General features: G+C 63.8%; 21 protein-coding genes. 9 read left to right on the forward strand and 12 right to left on the reverse strand.

What is annotated here, in order from left to right; genetic code table 11:
- Positions 1-58: 58 nt before the first annotated feature.
- The 7 genes from fghA to GGQ90_RS14565 all read right to left on the reverse strand — a co-directional run bounded on the left by fghA (position 59) and on the right by GGQ90_RS14565 (position 6688).
- Positions 59-895, reverse strand: a complete 837-nt coding sequence (fghA, locus tag GGQ90_RS14535; protein WP_188082799.1) for an S-formylglutathione hydrolase — start codon at positions 893-895, stop codon at positions 59-61.
- Between the two features lie 14 nt (positions 896-909).
- The gene (locus tag GGQ90_RS14540) at positions 910-1290 is read right to left on the reverse strand and encodes a VOC family protein (protein ID WP_188082800.1); all 381 of its coding nucleotides are present in this window, start codon (positions 1288-1290) and stop codon (positions 910-912) included.
- A gap of 26 nt (positions 1291-1316) precedes the next feature.
- Positions 1317-2429 (reverse strand): S-(hydroxymethyl)glutathione dehydrogenase/class III alcohol dehydrogenase, encoded by a 1113-nt coding sequence (locus GGQ90_RS14545; protein ID WP_188082801.1) that lies wholly within the window; start codon positions 2427-2429, stop codon positions 1317-1319.
- A 518-nt stretch (positions 2430-2947) separates the two neighbouring features.
- Positions 2948-3166: a DUF2093 domain-containing protein gene (locus GGQ90_RS14550; protein ID WP_188082802.1), complete on the reverse strand. Its 219-nt coding sequence runs from the start codon at positions 3164-3166 to the stop codon at positions 2948-2950.
- A gap of 8 nt (positions 3167-3174) precedes the next feature.
- Positions 3175-4578: an NAD(P)H-dependent flavin oxidoreductase gene (locus GGQ90_RS14555; RefSeq protein WP_004212237.1), complete on the reverse strand. Its 1404-nt coding sequence runs from the start codon at positions 4576-4578 to the stop codon at positions 3175-3177.
- A gap of 93 nt (positions 4579-4671) precedes the next feature.
- Positions 4672-5805, reverse strand: coding sequence for a glycosyltransferase (locus GGQ90_RS14560; RefSeq protein WP_188082887.1), 1134 nt, complete (start codon positions 5803-5805; stop codon positions 4672-4674).
- Between the two features lie 13 nt (positions 5806-5818).
- Positions 5819-6688 (reverse strand): alpha/beta fold hydrolase, encoded by an 870-nt coding sequence (locus tag GGQ90_RS14565; RefSeq protein ID WP_188082803.1) that lies wholly within the window; start codon positions 6686-6688, stop codon positions 5819-5821.
- Positions 6689-6725: 37 nt separating this feature from the next.
- Here GGQ90_RS14565 and GGQ90_RS14570 point away from each other — a divergent pair, with 37 nt between their 5' ends.
- On the forward strand, positions 6726-8123 hold the full coding sequence (locus GGQ90_RS14570; RefSeq protein WP_188082804.1) for a protein adenylyltransferase SelO family protein: 1398 nt from the start codon (positions 6726-6728) through the stop codon (positions 8121-8123).
- Between the two features lie 56 nt (positions 8124-8179).
- On the opposite strand, the gene GGQ90_RS14575 is transcribed toward GGQ90_RS14570, so the two are convergent.
- The 3 genes from GGQ90_RS14575 to GGQ90_RS14585 form a co-directional block, all read right to left on the reverse strand.
- On the reverse strand, positions 8180-8374 hold the full coding sequence (locus GGQ90_RS14575; protein ID WP_188082805.1) for a hypothetical protein: 195 nt from the start codon (positions 8372-8374) through the stop codon (positions 8180-8182).
- Positions 8375-8405: 31 nt separating this feature from the next.
- A complete protein-coding gene (locus GGQ90_RS14580) occupies positions 8406-9344 on the reverse strand; it encodes a right-handed parallel beta-helix repeat-containing protein (RefSeq protein ID WP_188082806.1) in 939 nt (312 codons plus the stop codon).
- A gap of 258 nt (positions 9345-9602) precedes the next feature.
- Positions 9603-9914, reverse strand: a complete 312-nt coding sequence (locus GGQ90_RS14585) for a terminase small subunit (protein ID WP_188082807.1) — start codon at positions 9912-9914, stop codon at positions 9603-9605.
- 323 nt (positions 9915-10237) lie between these two features.
- On the opposite strand from GGQ90_RS14585, the gene GGQ90_RS14590 reads away from it, so the two are divergent.
- Positions 10238-10735: a YcxB family protein gene (locus GGQ90_RS14590; RefSeq protein WP_223178264.1), complete on the forward strand. Its 498-nt coding sequence runs from the start codon at positions 10238-10240 to the stop codon at positions 10733-10735.
- Positions 10736-11101: 366 nt separating this feature from the next.
- Here GGQ90_RS14590 and GGQ90_RS14595 read toward each other — a convergent pair whose 3' ends face one another.
- Together GGQ90_RS14595 and GGQ90_RS14600 are read right to left on the reverse strand one after the other, a co-directional pair.
- Complete coding sequence (locus GGQ90_RS14595; RefSeq protein WP_188082809.1) at positions 11102-11350, reverse strand: hypothetical protein; 249 nt, start codon at positions 11348-11350, stop codon at positions 11102-11104.
- A gap of 45 nt (positions 11351-11395) precedes the next feature.
- Positions 11396-11644 (reverse strand): hypothetical protein, encoded by a 249-nt coding sequence (locus GGQ90_RS14600; RefSeq protein WP_188082810.1) that lies wholly within the window; start codon positions 11642-11644, stop codon positions 11396-11398.
- A gap of 281 nt (positions 11645-11925) precedes the next feature.
- Between GGQ90_RS14600 and GGQ90_RS14605 the strand changes: the two genes are divergently transcribed.
- From GGQ90_RS14605 to GGQ90_RS14635, 7 genes are all read left to right on the forward strand, one after another.
- A complete protein-coding gene (locus tag GGQ90_RS14605; protein WP_188082811.1) occupies positions 11926-12576 on the forward strand; it encodes an RBBP9/YdeN family alpha/beta hydrolase in 651 nt (216 codons plus the stop codon).
- A 246-nt stretch (positions 12577-12822) separates the two neighbouring features.
- Entirely contained in the window at positions 12823-14256 is a 1434-nt protein-coding gene (gene astD, locus GGQ90_RS14610) for a succinylglutamate-semialdehyde dehydrogenase (RefSeq protein ID WP_188082812.1), read from the forward strand.
- Positions 14257-14344: 88 nt separating this feature from the next.
- Positions 14345-15133, forward strand: a complete 789-nt coding sequence (gene cobA / locus GGQ90_RS14615) for a uroporphyrinogen-III C-methyltransferase (protein ID WP_188082813.1) — start codon at positions 14345-14347, stop codon at positions 15131-15133.
- Complete coding sequence (locus GGQ90_RS14620; RefSeq protein ID WP_037520914.1) at positions 15130-15426, forward strand: DUF2849 domain-containing protein; 297 nt, start codon at positions 15130-15132, stop codon at positions 15424-15426. Before cobA ends, GGQ90_RS14620 begins: the two co-directional genes overlap by 4 nt.
- Before the next feature lies 1 nt (position 15427).
- Positions 15428-17059 carry a nitrite/sulfite reductase gene (locus GGQ90_RS14625; RefSeq protein ID WP_188082814.1) on the forward strand — a complete coding sequence of 544 codons (1632 nt, stop codon included), beginning with the start codon at positions 15428-15430 and terminating at the stop codon, positions 17057-17059.
- A gap of 143 nt (positions 17060-17202) precedes the next feature.
- Positions 17203-17643 (forward strand): DUF934 domain-containing protein, encoded by a 441-nt coding sequence (locus tag GGQ90_RS14630; protein ID WP_188082815.1) that lies wholly within the window; start codon positions 17203-17205, stop codon positions 17641-17643.
- Positions 17636-18421, forward strand: a complete 786-nt coding sequence (locus tag GGQ90_RS14635; RefSeq protein ID WP_188082816.1) for a phosphoadenylyl-sulfate reductase — start codon at positions 17636-17638, stop codon at positions 18419-18421. Before GGQ90_RS14630 ends, GGQ90_RS14635 begins: the two co-directional genes overlap by 8 nt.
- The last annotated feature ends 27 nt before the right edge of the window (positions 18422-18448 follow it).

Raw genomic sequence — 18448 nt, forward strand, 5'->3', positions numbered from 1 at the left:
GCCCGAAAGCCAAACCCCGGAGACAAGCTGCCTTGCGGCCCGGCAGACGCATCGCGTCCTAAATAAGCCGCGCAGCGTGCCAGCGCAGATGATCGTCCATGAAACTGGAGATGAAATAATAGCTGTGGTCATAGCCCTCACGCAGATTGAGCGACAGGTCGATGCCCGCCGCGTCACAGGCCGTGCGCAGCAATTGGGGGCGTAGCTGCTCCTCCAGGAAGCTGTCCCCCGCGCCCTGGTCCACCAGCAGCGCGTCGATCCGTGCACCATCCTCGATCAGCGCGACCGCGTCATGCTTGCGCCAAGCCGCCCGGTCCTCGCCCAGATAGCCGCCCAGCGCCTTCTCGCCCCAGGGCACCTGGCCCGGCGCCACGATCGGCGCAAAGGCCGACACCGCGCGATAACGCTCGGGATAGGTGAGGCCGATGGTCAGCGCACCATGGCCACCCATGCTGTGCCCCATGATCGACTGGCGATCCATGTCAGCAGGGAACTGGTCCGCGATCAGCGCCGGCAATTCCTGCGTCACATAGGACCACATGCGATAATGGGCAGCGTAGGGCGCCTGCGTCGCGTCGACATAGAAGCCTGCGCCCAGGCCAAAGTCCCATGCACCATCCGGATCGTCGGCCACGCCCTCGCCCCGCGGCGAGGTATCGGGCGCGACGAAGATCAGGCCCAGTTCCGCGCAGGCCCGGCGAAACTCGCCCTTTTCCGTCACATTGGCATGGGTGCAGGTAAGGCCGGAAAGATACCAGACCACCGGCAGCTTCGCCCCCGGCGCATGCGGCGGCACGAAGACGGAGAAGGTCATCTCCGTTCCCGTCTCGCGCGAGGCATGGCGATAGACGCCCTGGATGCCGCCAAAGGCCCTGTTGGTCGAAACCGTCTCCACCCGCTCTTCCTTCCTCAGCCGATCCGATGCAGGCCGCACAGCTTGTTGCCGGCGGGATCGCGCAGATAGGCGAGATAGAGCCTGCCGAAGCCGCCCTCGCGCACGCCCGGCGGATCTTCGCAAGCCGTGCCGCCCGCTGCGACGCCGGCCGCATGCCAGGCATCGGCCTGCTCGGTCGATGCCATGCGGAAACCGATCGTGCCGCCATTGGCATGACAGGCGGCTTCCCCGTCGATCGGTTTGGTGACCATGAACAGCGCGCCGTCATGCATGTAGATCAGCCGTCCCTTGTCGTCCTGCATCGCCGGCTTGCCGCCGACCGAACCGAACAGCGCATCATAAAAGGCGCGCGAAACGTCGAGATCGTTCGATCCCACCATAACATGGCTGAACATGGTCTCTCTCCTGCTGGATTATCGGTTCAGAAGACGACGACGCTGCGGATGCTCTCGCCCGCATGCATCAGGTCGAACCCCTTGTTGATGTCCTCCAGCCCCATGACGTGGGTGATCATCGGGTCGATCTCGATCTTGCCGGTCATGTACATGTCGACGATCTTGGGCACGTCGGTGCGCCCCTTGGCACCGCCAAAGGCCGTGCCGCGCCAGTTGCGGCCCGTGACCAGCTGGAACGGACGGGTGCTGATTTCCTTTCCGGCTTCGGCCACGCCGATGATGATGCTGGTACCCCAGCCGCGATGGCAGGCCTCCAGCGCCACGCGCATCACGTCGGTATTGCCGGTGGCGTCGAACGTGTAATCCGCACCGCCATCGGTCATCGCGACGATCGCGGCGACCACCTCTTCACGGCTCATGCCCTTGGAGTTGAGGAATTCGGTCATGCCGAACCTGCGGCCCCATTCCTCGCGATCGGGATTGATGTCGACGCCGATGATCTTGTTCGCGCCGGCCAGGCGCGCGCCCTGGATGACGTTGAGGCCGATTCCGCCCAGGCCGAAGATCACGACATTGTCGCCCACCTGCACCTTGGCAGTATTGATCACCGCGCCGACGCCCGTAGTGACGCCGCAGCCGATATAGCAGCTGCTCTGGAACGGCGCGTCCTCACGGATCTTGGCCAGCGCGATCTCGGGCAGGACGGTGAAGTTGGAGAAGGTCGAGCAGCCCATATAATGGAAGATCGGCTGCCCCTTGTAAGAAAAGCGGGTCGTGCCATCGGGCATCAGCCCCTTGCCCTGGGTCGCGCGGATCGCGGTGCACAGGTTCGTCTTGCCGCTCAGGCACGACTTACACTGGCGGCATTCGGGGGTGTAGAGCGGGATGACATGGTCGCCCGGCACCAGACTGGTGACGCCGGCCCCCACTTCGCGGACGATACCCGCGCCCTCATGGCCCAGGATCGAGGGGAAGATGCCCTCGCTGTCGAATCCGTCGAGCGTATAGGCATCAGTATGGCAGATTCCGGTGGCCATGATCTCGACCAGGACTTCGCCCGCCTTGGGGCCTTCCAGATCGACTTCGACGATTTCGAGGGGCTTTTTCGCTTCGAAGGCGACGGCGGCGCGGGTTTTCACGGCGGGCAACTCCCATGACTGGCGTGAACGGGCGCCCCGGGGACGCCCTGTTAAAAGCATTCCCGGCGTTCATATCGGTTCCGGCAGCAATTGCCAGCCGATACCGCGGTCAAAAGGAGAGGAAAATCCGGAATAAATTGAAAAAAACAAAACACATCCAGCGACTTGCATCGCCGAATGGGTCGTCCTGCCTTTCTCGGTCGCGCCCTGTTTAGAAGGACACGTTGTAAATGAACCAGCCCAGGATCAGCAGGCTGCTCACAAGACAGATACGATCACCAAAGACATCAATCCGAGACATCTGACACATCCTTCACCCAAAAGACGATCTGCGCCGCCTGTTGAGGAAGAATACATCAGATAAAAGGGCGTGGGAACAGCAATCTCGCGACAGACCGTTCCGCCGGAGCGATGAATGGAAATTGCAACATCTTGAAATTTTCGCCGCCGCGCACAGCGATCATTCAACTAATTGAATAGCAACAGAAAGCCGAATAGTAGCAGGCACTTACCGCAGTTCAGCGAAATGCTGCACCGCGGTGGCGCAGAAAGGAGGCGGTCGCCTCCTCCGGCCCGCGATAGGCTTCCTGAAACTCGGCGCTCCAATATTTCAGGTCGTCGAGGTCGATTCGCGCACCCGATACGGCGCAGAGCACGAACTGCCCCGGCCGTACCATGTCGAAATGCGGCGTGTCATAATGCAGCACCGCAAGGCCCTGGATATCGCCTGTTGTCATCGACGCCATCAGTCGCCGGTCAGGATGCGGTCGACCAACTGCTTCACGGTCGGCACGAACCCGTTCGAATAGAAGGGATCCTGCTTGAAGCGATAGGCGGCATGGCCGGCGAACAGCAGATTCTTGTCCAGATCACCGCCATGCACCGATTCCTGCAGCGACTTCTGGATGCAGAAGCTGCGCGGATCGGCCAGGCGACCGGTCGAGTTGGTCTCGCTGTCCATCCAGCTGGAGAAGCTGCACTGCGACAGACAGCCCATGCAGTCGGTCTGGTCCTTGCGGATTTCCGCCTTCTCTTCCTCGGTCACGAAGACGAGCGTGTTGTCCGGCGTCTTGAGTGCGGAGGTGAAGCCCTGCCCCACCCATTCGCGCGCGCGCAGCAGGTCGCCGACCGTCACCCAGAAATTCTTGCCCTTCACGCCCGCGTCGAGCTGATGGGTATGGTCGCCCGCCTGCTCGGTGCTGAACGGGATCTGGCGGTCCGACCGCGCTTCCAGCGAACGCAGGAAGGGATTGCGGATCGCCGAGCTGTAGAAGCCGGTGGGGGAGAATTTGTGCAGCAGCACGTCGCCCGGCTCCAGCTGCATCAGCCGGTCCTTCCAATCCTGCGGGATCGGGCTTTCCTGGGTCAGCAGCGGGCGGGTGCCGAACTGGAACATGATCGCGCCGAGTTCGGGATTGTCGATCCAGTCGTTCCAGTCCTTGAGCGCCCATACGCCGCCGGCCATGACGATCGGCACGTCGTCGGAAATGCCGCCCTCGCGCATGGTGGCGCGCAGGTCACGAACGCGGGGATAGGGATCCTGCGGCGCGCGCGGATCTTCCGCGTTCGACAGGCCGTTATGGCCGCCGGCCAGCCAGGGATCCTCATAGACCACCGCGCCCAGCCATTCCGACGCCTTGGAGTAAGCCCGCTTCCACAGCGCGCGAAAGGCGCGGCCCGACGACACGATCGGCAGATAGCTGACATTGTAGGAGGCAGCGATTTCGCTGAGCTTATAGGGCATGCCCGCGCCACAGGTGACGCCGGCGACCATCCCCTTGGTCTTTTCCAGCACGCCGTGCAGCACGCGCTGCGCACCGCCCATTTCCCACAGCACATTGATGTTGATCGCGCCCTTGCCGCCGGCAATCTCATAGGCGCGTTTTACCTGCTCGACGGCACCGTCGATGGCATAGGCGATCAGTTCCTCATGGCGGTCGCGGCGGGTGCGGCCATGATAGATTTGCGGGATGATATTGCCCATGGAGTCATAGCTGTCGGCGTTGACCGCCGATACCGTGCCGATGCCGCCGGCAGCCGCCCAGGCGCCCGAGCTGGCATGGTTGGAAACAGCAACACCCTTGCCACCTTCGACCAGCGGCCAGACTTCGCGGCCACCATAGACGATGGGTTTCAAACCCTTGAACAACGACTTCTCCCGCGAAATGAACCGGCCTCCCCAGACCGGTTGAAATGTCGTCCTATAACAGTTTTTGTCAGGGATGACGAACTGACGCGCGCCCTAGCGCAAAATATGAGGGCTGGCCAGAGCCTCGCCATATAATGCGGCATAGGCATCAACCATGGTCTTCTCGTCATAATCACGCTGCGCCCGCGCCCGATTGGCGGCACCCAATGCGGCACGCAATTCCGGGTCGGCCGCCAGTACCCCCAGCGCATCCGCCAGCCCCGGCTCATCAGCCGCAACGAAGGGCCGGTTGGCGGGCGCCACCATATTGGCGACGTCGCCGACATCGGTGGATGCCACCGGCAGCCCGGCCGCCATCGCCTCCACCAGCGAGATCGGGAACTGCTCGCTGTCCGACGACAGGGCAAAAATGTCGAACAGGCCGACAAAGCGCCAGGGATCGGTCATGAACCCGGCCAGGCAGATATCGTCCAGCCCCTGCGCCGCCGCCTCGGCCAATATTGCGTCGCGCTCCGGCCCCTCGCCCACCACCACCAGTTGCAGCCGCGCGCGATGGACCGCCACGGCGCGCACCAGCCGCGGGATATTCTTGACCGCGCGCAGCCCCGCCAGCGTGCCCACCAACAGCTTGCCCGGCGTGCGCACCAGCCCCGGTATCGCATCCGGTGCCGGCGCCTCGGCATAACGCGCCACATCGATGCCGTTGCGGATCAAATGGACCTTGCCCGCTGGCTGCTTCCACGCCTGATGCGCGATCCGTTCCAACCGGGCCGACGGCACGACCAGTGCCTGCGCCCGCCCCAGCGCCATGCGCCGATAAAGATTGCGCTGCGGCTTCAGTCCCGTAGCCTCATCGGCATTGAAGCCATCCTCATGATGGATCAGCGGCGGCAGGCGCATCGACCGGGCGAACAGCCGGTGCGCCATCACCCCGTCCATCGCCCCCCAATTATAGCCCAGCACCAGGTCATAGCCGGACAGGAACTGCGCGATCGCGCGAAACCGCGCCAGTCCCGGCCGCCCGGCAAAGGGCGGCGCAGCGGGAAAATCGACCGCGACCTGCGGCTCGATCGCGCTGCGGGCACTGAGCGCCTCGGGCGCCGCGCTGACGATGCTGTGCCGTGCCCGCTCCCCCCAGATGTTCATCAGCCGGATCGCGCGGGCTTCCTTGCCGCCCAGCGTGAAGCTGCCATGGATATGCAGGATGCGCGGCGGATTGCCCCGCATCACGCCGCCGCCATCAGCCACGCAGGACGCGTTCCAGCAAACGGTCGATCCCGGCCGCCGCCTCCGGCTCATCCAGAGCCGGCGCATGGCCGACATCGGGCACCGTCACCAGTTCCACGCTTGCCCCAACCTCGCGCGCCATCCGCTCCGCCGTCGGCGCGCTCAACAGGTCCGACCGGTCCCCGCGCAGCAACAGGGTCGGAATGCCCTGAAACGCCGCCATCACCGGCCACATGTCGACACCCGCCTCGCCGCCCGGCGCGCGCAGCGGCTCGGCAATCCGCATGTCATAGTCGAGCACGATGCGCCCGCCGCTGTTCAGCCGATAGAGGCGCTTGGCCATCGCCAGCCATTGCTCCAGCCCATAAGCCGGATAGACATCGCCATTCGCCTCCTCCAGCGCGCGGGCCGCATGGACCCAGCTCGGGTGCGACTGGCCGACGCCCACATAGCCGCGAATCCGCTCCAGCCCTGCTTCGTCCAGCGTCGGGCCGACATCGTTCAGCACCGCGCCCGCCAGCCATTCGCGATGGGTCGCAGCGATCAGCATCGTGATGATCCCGCCCAGCGACGTGCCGACCGCCACGAAGCGGGTGATCGCCAGGTCCGCCAGCAACCGGCCGATATCCTGCAAATAGGTGAGCGGCACATAGCTCATCGGATCCTTGGCATAGGCGCTTTCCGCGCGCCCGCGCATATCCGGGCATATCACCCGCCACTCGCCCGCCAACCGCTGCGCCAGCGGCTCGAAATCGCGCGCATTGCGGGTCAGCCCCGGCAGGCACAGCAAGGGCGGCCGCCCGTCCTCGCCGCCCGCATAGTCGCGATAATGCAGCCGCAGTCCATCCGGGGACCACCAATATCCGTCACTATAGCCGGTCAAGCTTGATCCTTCCGCCCATACTCCCCCATATCGCCGCATGGACAACAAGCCGCAAGCCGCCAATTACAGCCCCGCCACGGAAATCACCGCGCTGATGCCCGACATCGCCGATCCGGTGCATGCTGCGGACTTTCCCCAGACGCTGCTGCGTTTCCGCAATGACCGCGCCGCCGCATCGGTCGGCCTCGATCATCTGAGCGACGAAGAGTGGATCGCCCATTTCGGCCGCTTTACGCCCCTGCCCGACACACTCCCCCAACCGCTCGCCCTGCGCTATCATGGTCATCAGTTCCGCCATTATAATCCCGACATCGGCGACGGCCGCGGCTTCCTCTTCGCCCAACTGCGTGACCAGGACGGCCGCCTGCTGGACCTTGGCACCAAGGGATCGGGCCAGACCCCCTATAGCCGCTTCGGCGATGGGCGCCTGACGCTCAAGGGCGGCGTGCGCGAGATATTGGCGACGGAGATGCTCGAAGCACTCGGCGTCAACACGTCGAAGACCTTCTCGATCATCGAGACCGGCGAGGCGCTGGAGCGCAATGACGAACCCTCGCCCACGCGCGGCGCGGCGATGGTCCGGCTCAGCCATTCGCATATCCGCATCGGCAGCTTCCAGCGCGCCGCCTATATCGAGGATAATAGGTTGCTCGAAAAGCTGACCGACTACGCCCTCACCCGCCTCTATGGGGAGCAGCCCGGCGACAATCCGCCCGCCCAGCTGCTCGGCCGCGTGGTCGATCGCACCGCCGACCTTGCCGCCAGCTACATGGTCGCCGGCTTCGTCCATGGCGTGCTCAACAGCGACAATATCAATGTCACCGGCGAAAGCTTCGACTATGGCCCCTGGCGCTTCACGCCGCTCTGGGACGCCGGCTTCACCGCCGCCTATTTCGACCATGCCGGCCTCTACGCCTTCGCGCGCCAGGCCGAGGCGATCCACTGGGACGTCGCCCAGCTCGCCGTATCGCTGCGCCCGCTGACGCAGGCGCCGCCGCTGATCGAACAGCTCGAACGCTTCCCCGCCCTCTATGCGCAGGCGATGCAGCGCCGCTTCTGCTGGCGCCTCGGCGTCCGGCCGGGTGCGGACAGCGCCGCCATGACCGAAACCGCCGTGCGCGCGATGATGACCACCGCGACGCCGATCGACATCTTCTTCCACGACTGGCGCGGCGGGACGCCCCGTGATCCCGCCCGCTACAGCGCGCCGATCTGGGCCGAACTGCGCGACACGCTGGCTGACCACCCGCCCACTCCCGGCGCCCGCGACCACGCCTATTGGTCGGACGAAACGCCCTGCTCCATGCATATCGACGAGGTCGAAGCGATCTGGAGCGCGATCGACCAGTCCGACGACTGGTCCCCGCTCCAGGCCAAGGTCGCTGCCATCCGCCGCATGGGCGAGGCGCATGGAGCAGCCCCGGACCTGCCGTGAGAGGGGGCACGAGCGAAGCAATATATCGCTCCCTCATCCAGGACGCGGCAGGCGGGTCAGCTTTCGATCAGGTCGAGATAGGCGACGACATCATTGTCGGTGGCGAGGAACAGCCCCTCCTGCACCTCCTGCGGCTGTTGCTCGGCGACGCGCAGGGCCTCGCTCAAGGGGCCATACATAATGGTCATCGCCGCGCCGTCGTCGCCCAGATGATAGAGGCGGACGGTCGCGTTGTCATAGGTGGTGCGCATGGCTCCTCCCTATCAGATCGGCGCGACCACGTCAGCGCCGATCCTTGATCTTCATGCTGGGGGCGAGCTGGTTCTGGCCGATCCGCACCGCATCGTCGGTGAAATTGGCGACGAAGGTCGAACCGCGTGCGAGGCCCGGCACGAAGCCGGCCTTGTTCCCCTCGATCACCAGGGCGCTGCTGTCATGCTCGCGGCCCTCGGGCGCGACGGTGATGAAGGCGGACCAATTATCCTTGTCCTTGCCCTGCACCATGTCATTGCCGACGATCTGGCCGTTCGCCCCGTTGCTGAGGTCGATCATGTAATTGGTGAGGTGGCCGCCGCTGTCGTCGAAACTATTGTCGCGAATGTCGACCTGTGCGGCGCGGCTCTTGAGATAATGGCCGCCATCGCCCTGGTCGAAACGCGAGCGGGTGACGGTCAGGCGCGCGACCCGGCCGATATAGATGCCATGGGCGCAGTCGAGATCACGGTCGCAACGGCCAAGGTGGCGGAAGGTCGACTTGTCGATCAGGATCGTGGCCACCCGATCCTCATTGCTCAATATGCCCTGCTCGCTGTTGCGGAACAGGCTGTTGCTGACGGTGAGATTGCCCTTTTCGAGGCGGATGCCCGACCCATTGCCGTCGGGGACACGCAGATTCTGGAAGATCAGGCCATCGACCATGGTGGCCCGGCCGCGCAGCACCAAGGCCGCCTTGTCCTCGCAAATTGCCCCGTCAAAGATCGCGCTGCCCGGCGTCGCCGCCTTGATCGTCACCTCGCCGCCATTCTGCACGGCGCACTGGCGATAGGTGCCGGGCGCGACGATGACCGTGCCCTTGCCATCGCCGATCGCGCCGATCGCATCGGACAGGGAGGCGAAGCCCCGGCCATTTTCGGCAAGGGTGAACGGGGCCGGCGCGCTCTGCGCAAAGGCCGATGCGGTGATGGCTGCGGACACCAGCAGCAGGGTCGAGAGGATGCGCATGACCGGAACGATAGGCCGATATCGGATGCAGGCCAAGGCACTCGGACCGTCCAATCGCGCTTGCCCCGCAATGGGACAAAGGGGATCGGGAGAGGCACGGATCAGGGTCATCATCGGGTCATTCTGGCAAAGTTCACACCGTTGATGCGGCGCAAGAATGGGGAAAAATGACGCTCCTGCGCCTGCGACGCGTCGCCCGTGCGCCAGTCGGGTCAGGCCGGTGCGCCCCCAGGGGCACAGTCACGCGCCGGCGACGCGTCAGCGACGCACCGGCGTGGTCACGGCCCGGGCCGCCGGATCGGCAAAGGGATCAGCCAGACTCTGGGCATGAAGCGCGAGCGCACGCGCCCATGTCCGATCGAACGGCGTGCCGGCCAGCCGTTTGCGCAGGCGATGTGCGCTGGCGGGCGACATGCCGGCCGCCCGCGCAGCCTGCGTCACATTGGCGGTAGCCAGCAAGCTGGTGAGAAAGAGCCTCTGCCGCTCCGGCGTCCAGCGGACGCGCTCGGCGGGCAGGCTGATGGTCGGGATCGCGCCGAGCGCGGGCGGTTTGGGGCTTTGCTGTTCCATCGACAAGGATAGATCAGACGAAATCCTATTTTGAAAGAGGGCAGATTCTGCCGCACCGCTCACGCCCACTCTGGTTACGGCCTTTGGCCCGCATGGAAAAATTCGAACGAGCCGAAAGCGACCATTTTCCAACGTCAACCCGGCCTCGAGCCGGGATCCCACTGCTTTTCTGTTGGACGAAGAAAAGCGGGATGCCGGGTCAAGCCTGGCATGACGGATTGGGGGATGGCAGGAAGCGACCAAAAGTTGCCCATTACCCCGGCAATTGATTTGCCAAAAAGCGGACCTTGCATGGCCTTTCGAACGTCGGCATTTAATTGGCAATGCAAACGGTCTCATTTCAAGCCACACCAGAAGACTTGCTCGGAGCCTATAGGCTCAATTTCCGAGTGACACTCAAGTCAAAACGGGTGATCCGAGCCTATGTTGGTGGGGGTGCAACACTTGCCGCGATGGCGATGGCAGCTGCTTGGCAATGGGATATTGTTTCCGTTCCAATTGCCGCTGCAATTGGTCTTGGGTACTGGATTGCGTTCCTTTCATTGATATTTTTTTCGGCCTATCTGCGGCTTCCTTGCCAAGTCAGACGCATCTTCGGTCAACAGAAGTCCTTGCACGACAATACTACTGTAGAATGGTCGGAAAGTGGCGTCTCGTTTACTTCATCCCGTGGCCATTCTCAGTTCTCATGGTCAGATTTCGTGAAAATCGTGAAGGGGCAGGACACCATTATCCTTCGTCAAAGCGATGCCCTCATGAATTTTATCCCCAGCCGGGCGCTGTCACAGGAGCAATTAGATTCGTTTCCGGTGACGGTGTGAACCGCTTACTGCTCAGATAGCATCCAAGCTCAGGTCTGCTTTCTTGTATTGGTTGCCTGAAAGCAGACGATCCGCAATCCACCCAACTCCGCCATCCCGGCCTTTGGGCGAGCACCGGACTTGTCCACGCGGCCTGGTCAATGTCCCAAACAGAAAAAGCGTCCCGCCTTTGCCCCGGAAGGCGGGACGGGACGCTCCATCGGTCGCAGGCCGCCCCGTGATAACCATGCGCGGGCCGCGTCCGACGAACCAACGGCATGGGAGCGATACCGTTCCGGCGTTGATCGCGGGCCTGGCGCGACCTGCCGCAAAGCCTGGCCCATTCGGGTAGCCGCCCGACTTCGTATTGCCGGGAGGCATTGCGGCTCAGCGCCGGGCAAGCTGGACAGCCGGCTTGCGGTTGATGGCCAGACCAGCTTCAGCCCAGTCCTGCTTGCTGCGGCAATCGACGCGCGGCACCAGTGTGCCGGGCTGCACTTCGCGGAAGCAATAGCGGTCGGTCTTTTCTTCGTAGCGAACGGTAGCGTTGCCGAATTTGCCTGCCGGCTGAGCAAAGGCGGGCGCGGCGGCGACGGTCATGGCGGCAGCGGCGGCGATGATGGCGATGGTCTTCATCGGTAAATTCCTTCCCTGATCTTGCTTGATCGAACGCGCAGTATCTCAGCGCTGGGCAAGCTGGACGGCTGGCTTGCGGCTGATGGCCAGACCGGCTTCAGCCCAGTCCTGCTTGCTGCGGCAATCGACGCGCGGCACCAGCGTGCTGGGCTGCACTTCGCGGAAGCAATAGCGGTCGGTCTTTTCTTCGTAACGGACAGTGGCGTTGCCGAACTTGCCTGCCGGCTGGGCGAAGGCGGGCGCGGCGGCGACGGTCATGGCGGCAGCGGCGGCGATGATGGCGATGGTCTTCATGTGTAAATTCCTTCCCTGAAATCTCGATCCATGACCCCGATCGGGTCATGCCAGGAGCATTGCAGGGGTCGTGCCAATTTGCCGAAAGCCCGGAAAATTGGCCCCATCGTCACGCATTTCATATTAATCTCATGAAAATTACACCAATAGTCGGTGCCATATTATTATATTTGGTATTTCATTCACACATCCACTCAACCCACCTTCGCCACGCATCAGCAAAGCTTTATTGTCAATCAAATGAGTAGTGATAATATCGCTCCATAGATTTGGAGGTGCAGATGACGATTCACGCCCAGTCGCATGACCAGACCCCCACCATCCTGACCGTTCCCGGCCTGATGAACAGCGGCCCGGATCATTGGCAAAGCCTTTGGGAACAGGCGCTTCCCGATTGCCATCGGGTCGAACTGGGCAGTTGGGACGTGCCCCATCGCAACGCCTGGATCACCAATCTGGGCCATGCCATCGCCCAGGTCGACGGCCCCGTAATTCTTGCCGCACACAGCCTTGGCTGTCATGCGGTCGCCTGGTGGGCAGCGTTCGAAACCGGACAATTGCGGGACAAGGTGGCCGGCGCCCTGCTGGTCGCCCCACCCGAAGTGGACAGCGGCGCGGTCGATCGCCGGCTGGTCGGCTTTGGCCCCACGCCCAAGGACTTGCTCCCCTTTCCCTCGATCGTCGTCGCCAGCCGCAACGATCCCTATATCGATTTTGCCAGCGCCCGGCGGCTCGCCCAATTCTGGGGCAGCCAGTTCGCCGACGCAGGCGAGAGCGGCCATATCAACGCGGCGTCGGATCTGGGCGAATGGAGTTTCGGCCAGTTCCTGCTCAATCGCCTGACCGATCGGACAGCGCCGACCGACCTTGCCGCCGTCCGCAGCGAAGAGGCCCGGCGCAGCGCCGAAATGTCGATCCGCTACGGCTTCTGAGCGCCGTTTACAGGCGGCAGCGCTGTCCTATTCGGCAGCGGGATGCTACAGGATCGATCCGGCATGGGCGCCCATCCCGGCCGGATCGACCCGGCATCATAAAATTTCCAACTTCGGTTCTTAAATGTCGAAATCTGCGGGAAATATGGGAAGTTAAGCGGAACATTTCCTATGGGCCGAACGTAGACGGGCGCCCTCCACACCGCGCTCTTCCTTCGTTAACCATTTTCGGCCATATCCTGCACCATGCCCGCCTCGCTGACGTCCCATGAACCCGCGACCGGCGCCCTGCTGTGGCAGGGCGAAAGCGGCGACGTGGACGATATCGTCGCCCGCGCCCGTACCGCCTGGCCGCGCTGGGCCGCCCAGCCGGTCGCCTTCCGCATCGAAACGTTGCGCCGCTTCGTCAATGTCGTGCGCGCCCATGAGGAGGCACTGGCCGACCTGATCGCGCGGGAAACCGGCAAGCCGTTATGGGACGCCCGGACCGAGGTGACGGCGGTGATGGCCAAGATCGACACGTCGGTCGCCGCCTATTCCGAACGCACCGGCCAGCGCCGGCTGGAGGCCAATCTGGGCGCCCGCCAGTCGGTGCGGCACAAGCCGCATGGCGTGATGGCAGTGCTTGGCCCCTATAATTTTCCGGCCCACCTGCCCAACGGCCACATCATCCCGGCATTGCTGGCGGGCAATGCCGTCATCTTCAAGCCATCGGAAAAGACGCCGGCCGTGGGCGAGATGCTGGTGCGCTTCTATCATGAGGCGGGCGTCCCGACCGATGCCGTCCAGTTGCTGCTCGGCGGCGCGGAGGAAGGCAAGGCGCTCGCCGCCCATGCCGATGTCGCGGGCATATTGTTCACCGGATCGGCCCAGACCGGCATCGCCATCAACCGCCAGTTCGCCACCCAGCCGGGCAAGATCCTGGCGCTCGAAATGGGCGGCAACAATCCGCTGGTGGTGTGGGACACGCCGGAGATCGGCGCCGCCGCCGCGCTGGTCATCCAGTCCGCCTTCCTGTCGAGCGGCCAGCGCTGCACCGCGGCCAGCCGGCTGATCGTCCGCGACGCCATGGCCGACGCCCTGATCGCGGAGGTCAAGAAGCTCGCCGACCGGCTGATCGTCGATCATCCCCATGCCGATCCGCAGCCCTATATGGGGCCGGTCATCGACAATCCGACCGCCGATGGCCTGACCGAAAGCTTCCTCTATCTGATGAGCCATGGCGGCCGGCCGATCAAGCATATGGTCCGCCCGCAAAAGGGCCTGCCCTTCCTGACGCCCGCGATCATCGACGTGACCGCGATGAAGGAACGGCCCGATGTCGAACTGTTCGGCCCGCTGCTTCAGGTCGTGCGCGTGCCGGATTTCGAAACCGCCATCGCCGAAGCCAATAGCAGCCGCTACGGCCTGTCCGCCGCGCTGGTCGGCGGCAATCCCGAACATTATGCGCAATTCTGGGGCAATGTCCGCGCCGGCGTCATCAACTGGAACCGGCCCACCAACGGCGCATCGGGCACCGCGCCGTTCGGCGGCGTCGGCGTGTCCGGCAACCACCGCCCCAGCGCCTATTATGCGGCCGACTATTGCGCCTATCCGGTCGCATCGGCCGAAATCGAACAGCCCCGCGCCACCATCGGCATCGGCCTCAAGGATATCGACGTCAGCGCCATGGGTGATTGACAACCCGGCTACTGGACAAAACATTTCCTAAGCCCCTCCATATCCATTCTGAATTGAACTCCGCCCGCCCTTTCGCCATGTGGCGAGCATGGCTGACATTGCACCTGCTACCGTCCACCTGGTGGGCGCGGGACCGGGCGACCCGGAACTGCTGACCATCAAGGCCGTGCGCCTGATCCGCGACGCGCGCCTGATCGTGCATGACGGGCTGGTGTCCGACGATATATTGGCGCTGGCCGGGCCGCAGACCGAACTGGTGTCGGTCGCCAAGCAGCGCAGCCGCCACTCCATGCCGCAGGAGGCGATCAACGCCCTGCTGGTCCGCTTCGCCCTGGCTGGTGAGCCGGTCGTCCGCCTGAAGGGCGGCGATCCCTTTATCTTCGGCCGTGGTGGCGAGGAAGTCGACGCCTGCCGCGCTGCCGGCGTCCCGGTCGAGGTCGTGCCGGGGATCAGCGCCGCGATCGGTGCCGCCGCCCAGGCGCAACTGCCGCTGACCCATCGCGAAGCGTCGAGCGCGGTCAGCTTCGTCGCCGGCCAGTGCAAGGGTCTTGCCGATCAGAACTGGTCCGGCCTTGCGGGAAAAGGCCGCACGCTCGTCATCTATATGGGCGTCGCGACCGCCGCCGACATTGCCGACAAGCTGATCGCCGACGGCGTGTCGCCGGCAATCCCGGTCGCGGTGCTGGAAAATGGCACGCGCGCCAATATGCGCAGCCTGCGCACCCTGCTCGCCGATCTGGGCGACATGGTGGTGCGTGAAGAAGTCAAAAGCCCGGCCCTGATCGTGGTCGGCGACGTGGCAGCCCATGCCCTGGCACATGATGTGCTGGCGGACTGGGCGGCAAAAGGGGAGAATATTTCGGAGATGCGTTCGTGAAGATCCTGACGGGCAATGATCTGGTGACCGGCGATGTCATCTGGTGGGCCGGCGATGGCTGGTCGCGCCAGGTCGGCGACAGCGCCGATGTCGGCGAACAGGGCGACGACCTCGTCCGCACCGAGGAAGCGGCGCTGCGCGTCGTCGGCGCCTATGTGATCGACGCGACCGTCACGGACGAGGGCGTGCGCCCGGCCCATATCAAGGACCGCATCCGCGCCCTTGGCCCGACCGTGCGTCCCGACCTCAATTTGAAACCGAATGACGCCGACGCCGGCAACTGGGTGATCTGACATGTATCGCTACGACAGCTATGACCAGTCCATCGTCGACGCCCGCGTCGATGAATTTCGCGATCAGGTGCAGCGCCGCCTGACCGGCGCGCTGACCGAGGATCAGTTCAAGCCGCTGCGGCTGATGAACGGCCTCTATCTCCAGCTTCACGCCTATATGCTGCGCGTCGCCATTCCCTATGGCACGCTCAGCGGCAAACAGATGCGCAAGCTGGGCGAAATCGCGGCGAAATATGACAAGGGCTATGGCCACTTCACCACGCGCCAGAACCTGCAATATAACTGGATCAAGCTGGCCGATGCGCCTGACATCCTCGCCGAACTGGCGAGCGTGGAGATGCATGCCATCCAGACCAGCGGCAACTGCATCCGCAACATCAGTTCGGACCAATATGCCGGCGTCAGCGCCGACGAGGTGGCGGACCCCCGCCCCTGGGCCGAACTGCTGCGCCAATGGTCGAGCTTCCACCCGGAATTCACCTATCTGCCGCGCAAGTTCAAGATTTGCGTGATCGCCAGCGACGATGATCGCGCGGCGATGAAGCTCCACGATATCGGCCTTAAGCTGGTGTCGAAGGATGGTGTGATCGGCGCCGAAGTCTATGCCGGCGGCGGCATGGGCCGCACCCCGATGGTCGCGCCGCAGATCAGGGATTTCGTGGCCGAAGAGGAGATCGTCTCCTATCTGGAAGCCTGCCTGCGCGTCTATAATCGCTACGGCCGCCGCGACAACAAATATAAGGCGCGGATCAAGATCCTGGTGCACGAGATCGGCGTCGAGGAATATAAGCGTCAGGTCGAGGAAGAGTTTGCGCATATGCGCGAACTGGGCCTCAACCCGCCGACCGAAGAACTGGACCGCATCCGCGCCTTCTTCGCCAATCCGGCCTATGACACGGGCCTGAGCGAAGACATCGACCGTGCCGATCCGGCCTTCGCGCTATGGGTCGACCGTCAGGTCGCAGCGCACAAGGCGCCGGGCTATGCGATCGTCAATATCAGCCTGAAGCCGCTGACCGGCATCCCCGGCGACGCGTCGGCCGAGCAGATCGAACTGGTCGCGTCGTTGGCCGAGCAATATTCGCTCGACGAACTGCGCGTCACCCATGCGCAGAACCTGGTCCTGCCGCATGTGAAGAAGGCCGACCTGCCCGCTATCTGGCAGCAGTTGGAGGAAGCGGGTCTGGCCGAGGCCAATCTTGACCTTATCACCGACATCATCGCCTGCCCTGGCCTCGATTATTGCGCGCTCGCCAATGCGCGTTCGATCCCGCTGGCGCAGAAGATCGCGCAGCGCTTTGCCGCAGCCGAGCGTCAGGCGGAACTGGGCGAGCTGAAGCTCAAGATTTCGGGCTGCATCAACGCCTGCGGCCACCATCATGCCGGCCATATCGGCATTTTGGGCGTGGACCGTAAGGGCGTGGAGAATTTCCAGCTTCTCCTCGGCGGATCGGGCGCAGAGGATGCTTCGCTCGGCCAGATCACCGGCCCCGGCTTCTCCGAGGACGGCGTGGTCGACGCGATCGAGAAGGTCACGGACATCTATCTCGCCGAACGCACCGACGGGGAGCGTTTCCTCGACACTTATCGCCGCATCGGCATGAAGCCCTTCAAGGAGGCGATCTATGGTTGAGTGCAAACAACAACCGTTCGCCCTGAGCCTGTCGAAGGGCTCCACCGAACGTAGTGAGGTGTCTTCGCTCCGCTCAGTTCAAGCGAGGCACGTGACTCGCTTGAAGGGCTTCGACTTCGCTCAGCCCGAACGGAATTTTTAATATGGTTGAATTTCTCTCGTTCCGCGACGGTGAATCCGGCCAGGAACCGGCCGTCACGGTCGAATCCTTCACCGGGCAGTCCAACGCCACCGCCGTCCGTATCGAGCCGGGCGAAGATGCGCGCGAACTGCTGCCCCACCTCGATCGCCTCTCGCTGGTCGAGGTGAATTTCCCGGCCTATGGTGACGGGCGCGGCTATTCGGCCGCCCGTATCCTGCGGGAATCAGGCTATCAGGGCGAATTGCGCGCCGTGGGCGACGTGCTGGTCGACCAGATCAACGCCATGCGCCGCTGCGGCTTCGACAGTTTCCACCCCGCCAAGGCCCTGGATGACGCCGCCGTGGAGCGTGCGCTCACCCGCTATGCCGACGTCTATCAGAAGACGATCGATGGCCGTCAGCCCGTCTGGGCGAAACGGCATCCGGAGAAAATTGATGGCTGAACCTGCCCGCCAGATCGATGTGATCGATGCCCGTCCCCTCTTTACCCAGGGGCAAGCCGACGCGCTTAACGCGCGTTTCGAGGGCGTCGATACGCTGACCATGCTCAAGACCGTGTTTGCGGAAGGCCTCGCCGGCAATGTCGGTGTCGTCTCTTCCTTCGGCACGGAAAGCGCGGTGCTGCTCGATCTGGTGGCCAAGGCCGACAAGGCCATCCCGGTAATCTTCGTCGATACGCAAAAGATGTTCGCCGAGACGCTCAATTATCGCGACACGCTGGTTGCGCGGCTGGGCTTCACCAACAGCAGCGTGGTCGCGCCCGATGCGGCGGTGCTGGCCAAGAAGGATGAGACCGGCCTGCGCTGGTCCTATGATCCCGACGGCTGCTGCGAAATCCGCAAGGTCGAGCCGATGAAGCGCGCCAAGGCAAGCCTGGACGCCTGGATTTCGGGCCGTAAGGCGTTCCAGTCGGTGACGCGCCAGAACCTGCCGCGCTTCGAGGTCGAGGACGGCCGGCTCAAGATCAATCCGCTGGGCGACTGGACCAAAACCGATCTGGAAGCCTATTTCGAGGCCGAACAATTGCCCCGCCACCCGCTGGAGGCGCAGGGCTATCTGTCGATCGGCTGCGAGCCCTGCACGTCCAAGGTTCTGCCGGGCGAAGATCCCCGCGCCGGTCGCTGGCGTGGCTGGGACAAGGTGGAATGCGGCATCCATTCGCCGATTTCGCCTATTCCCGTCATCGATCCCGAAGACCCGGCAAACCTGCCTGCCTTCTGATCGGACCGGGCGCCCTGCGGGGCGACC

The sequence above is a fragment of the Sphingobium scionense genome (genome assembly GCF_014197035.1).
Taxonomy (GTDB): Bacteria; Pseudomonadota; Alphaproteobacteria; order Sphingomonadales; family Sphingomonadaceae; genus Sphingobium; species Sphingobium scionense.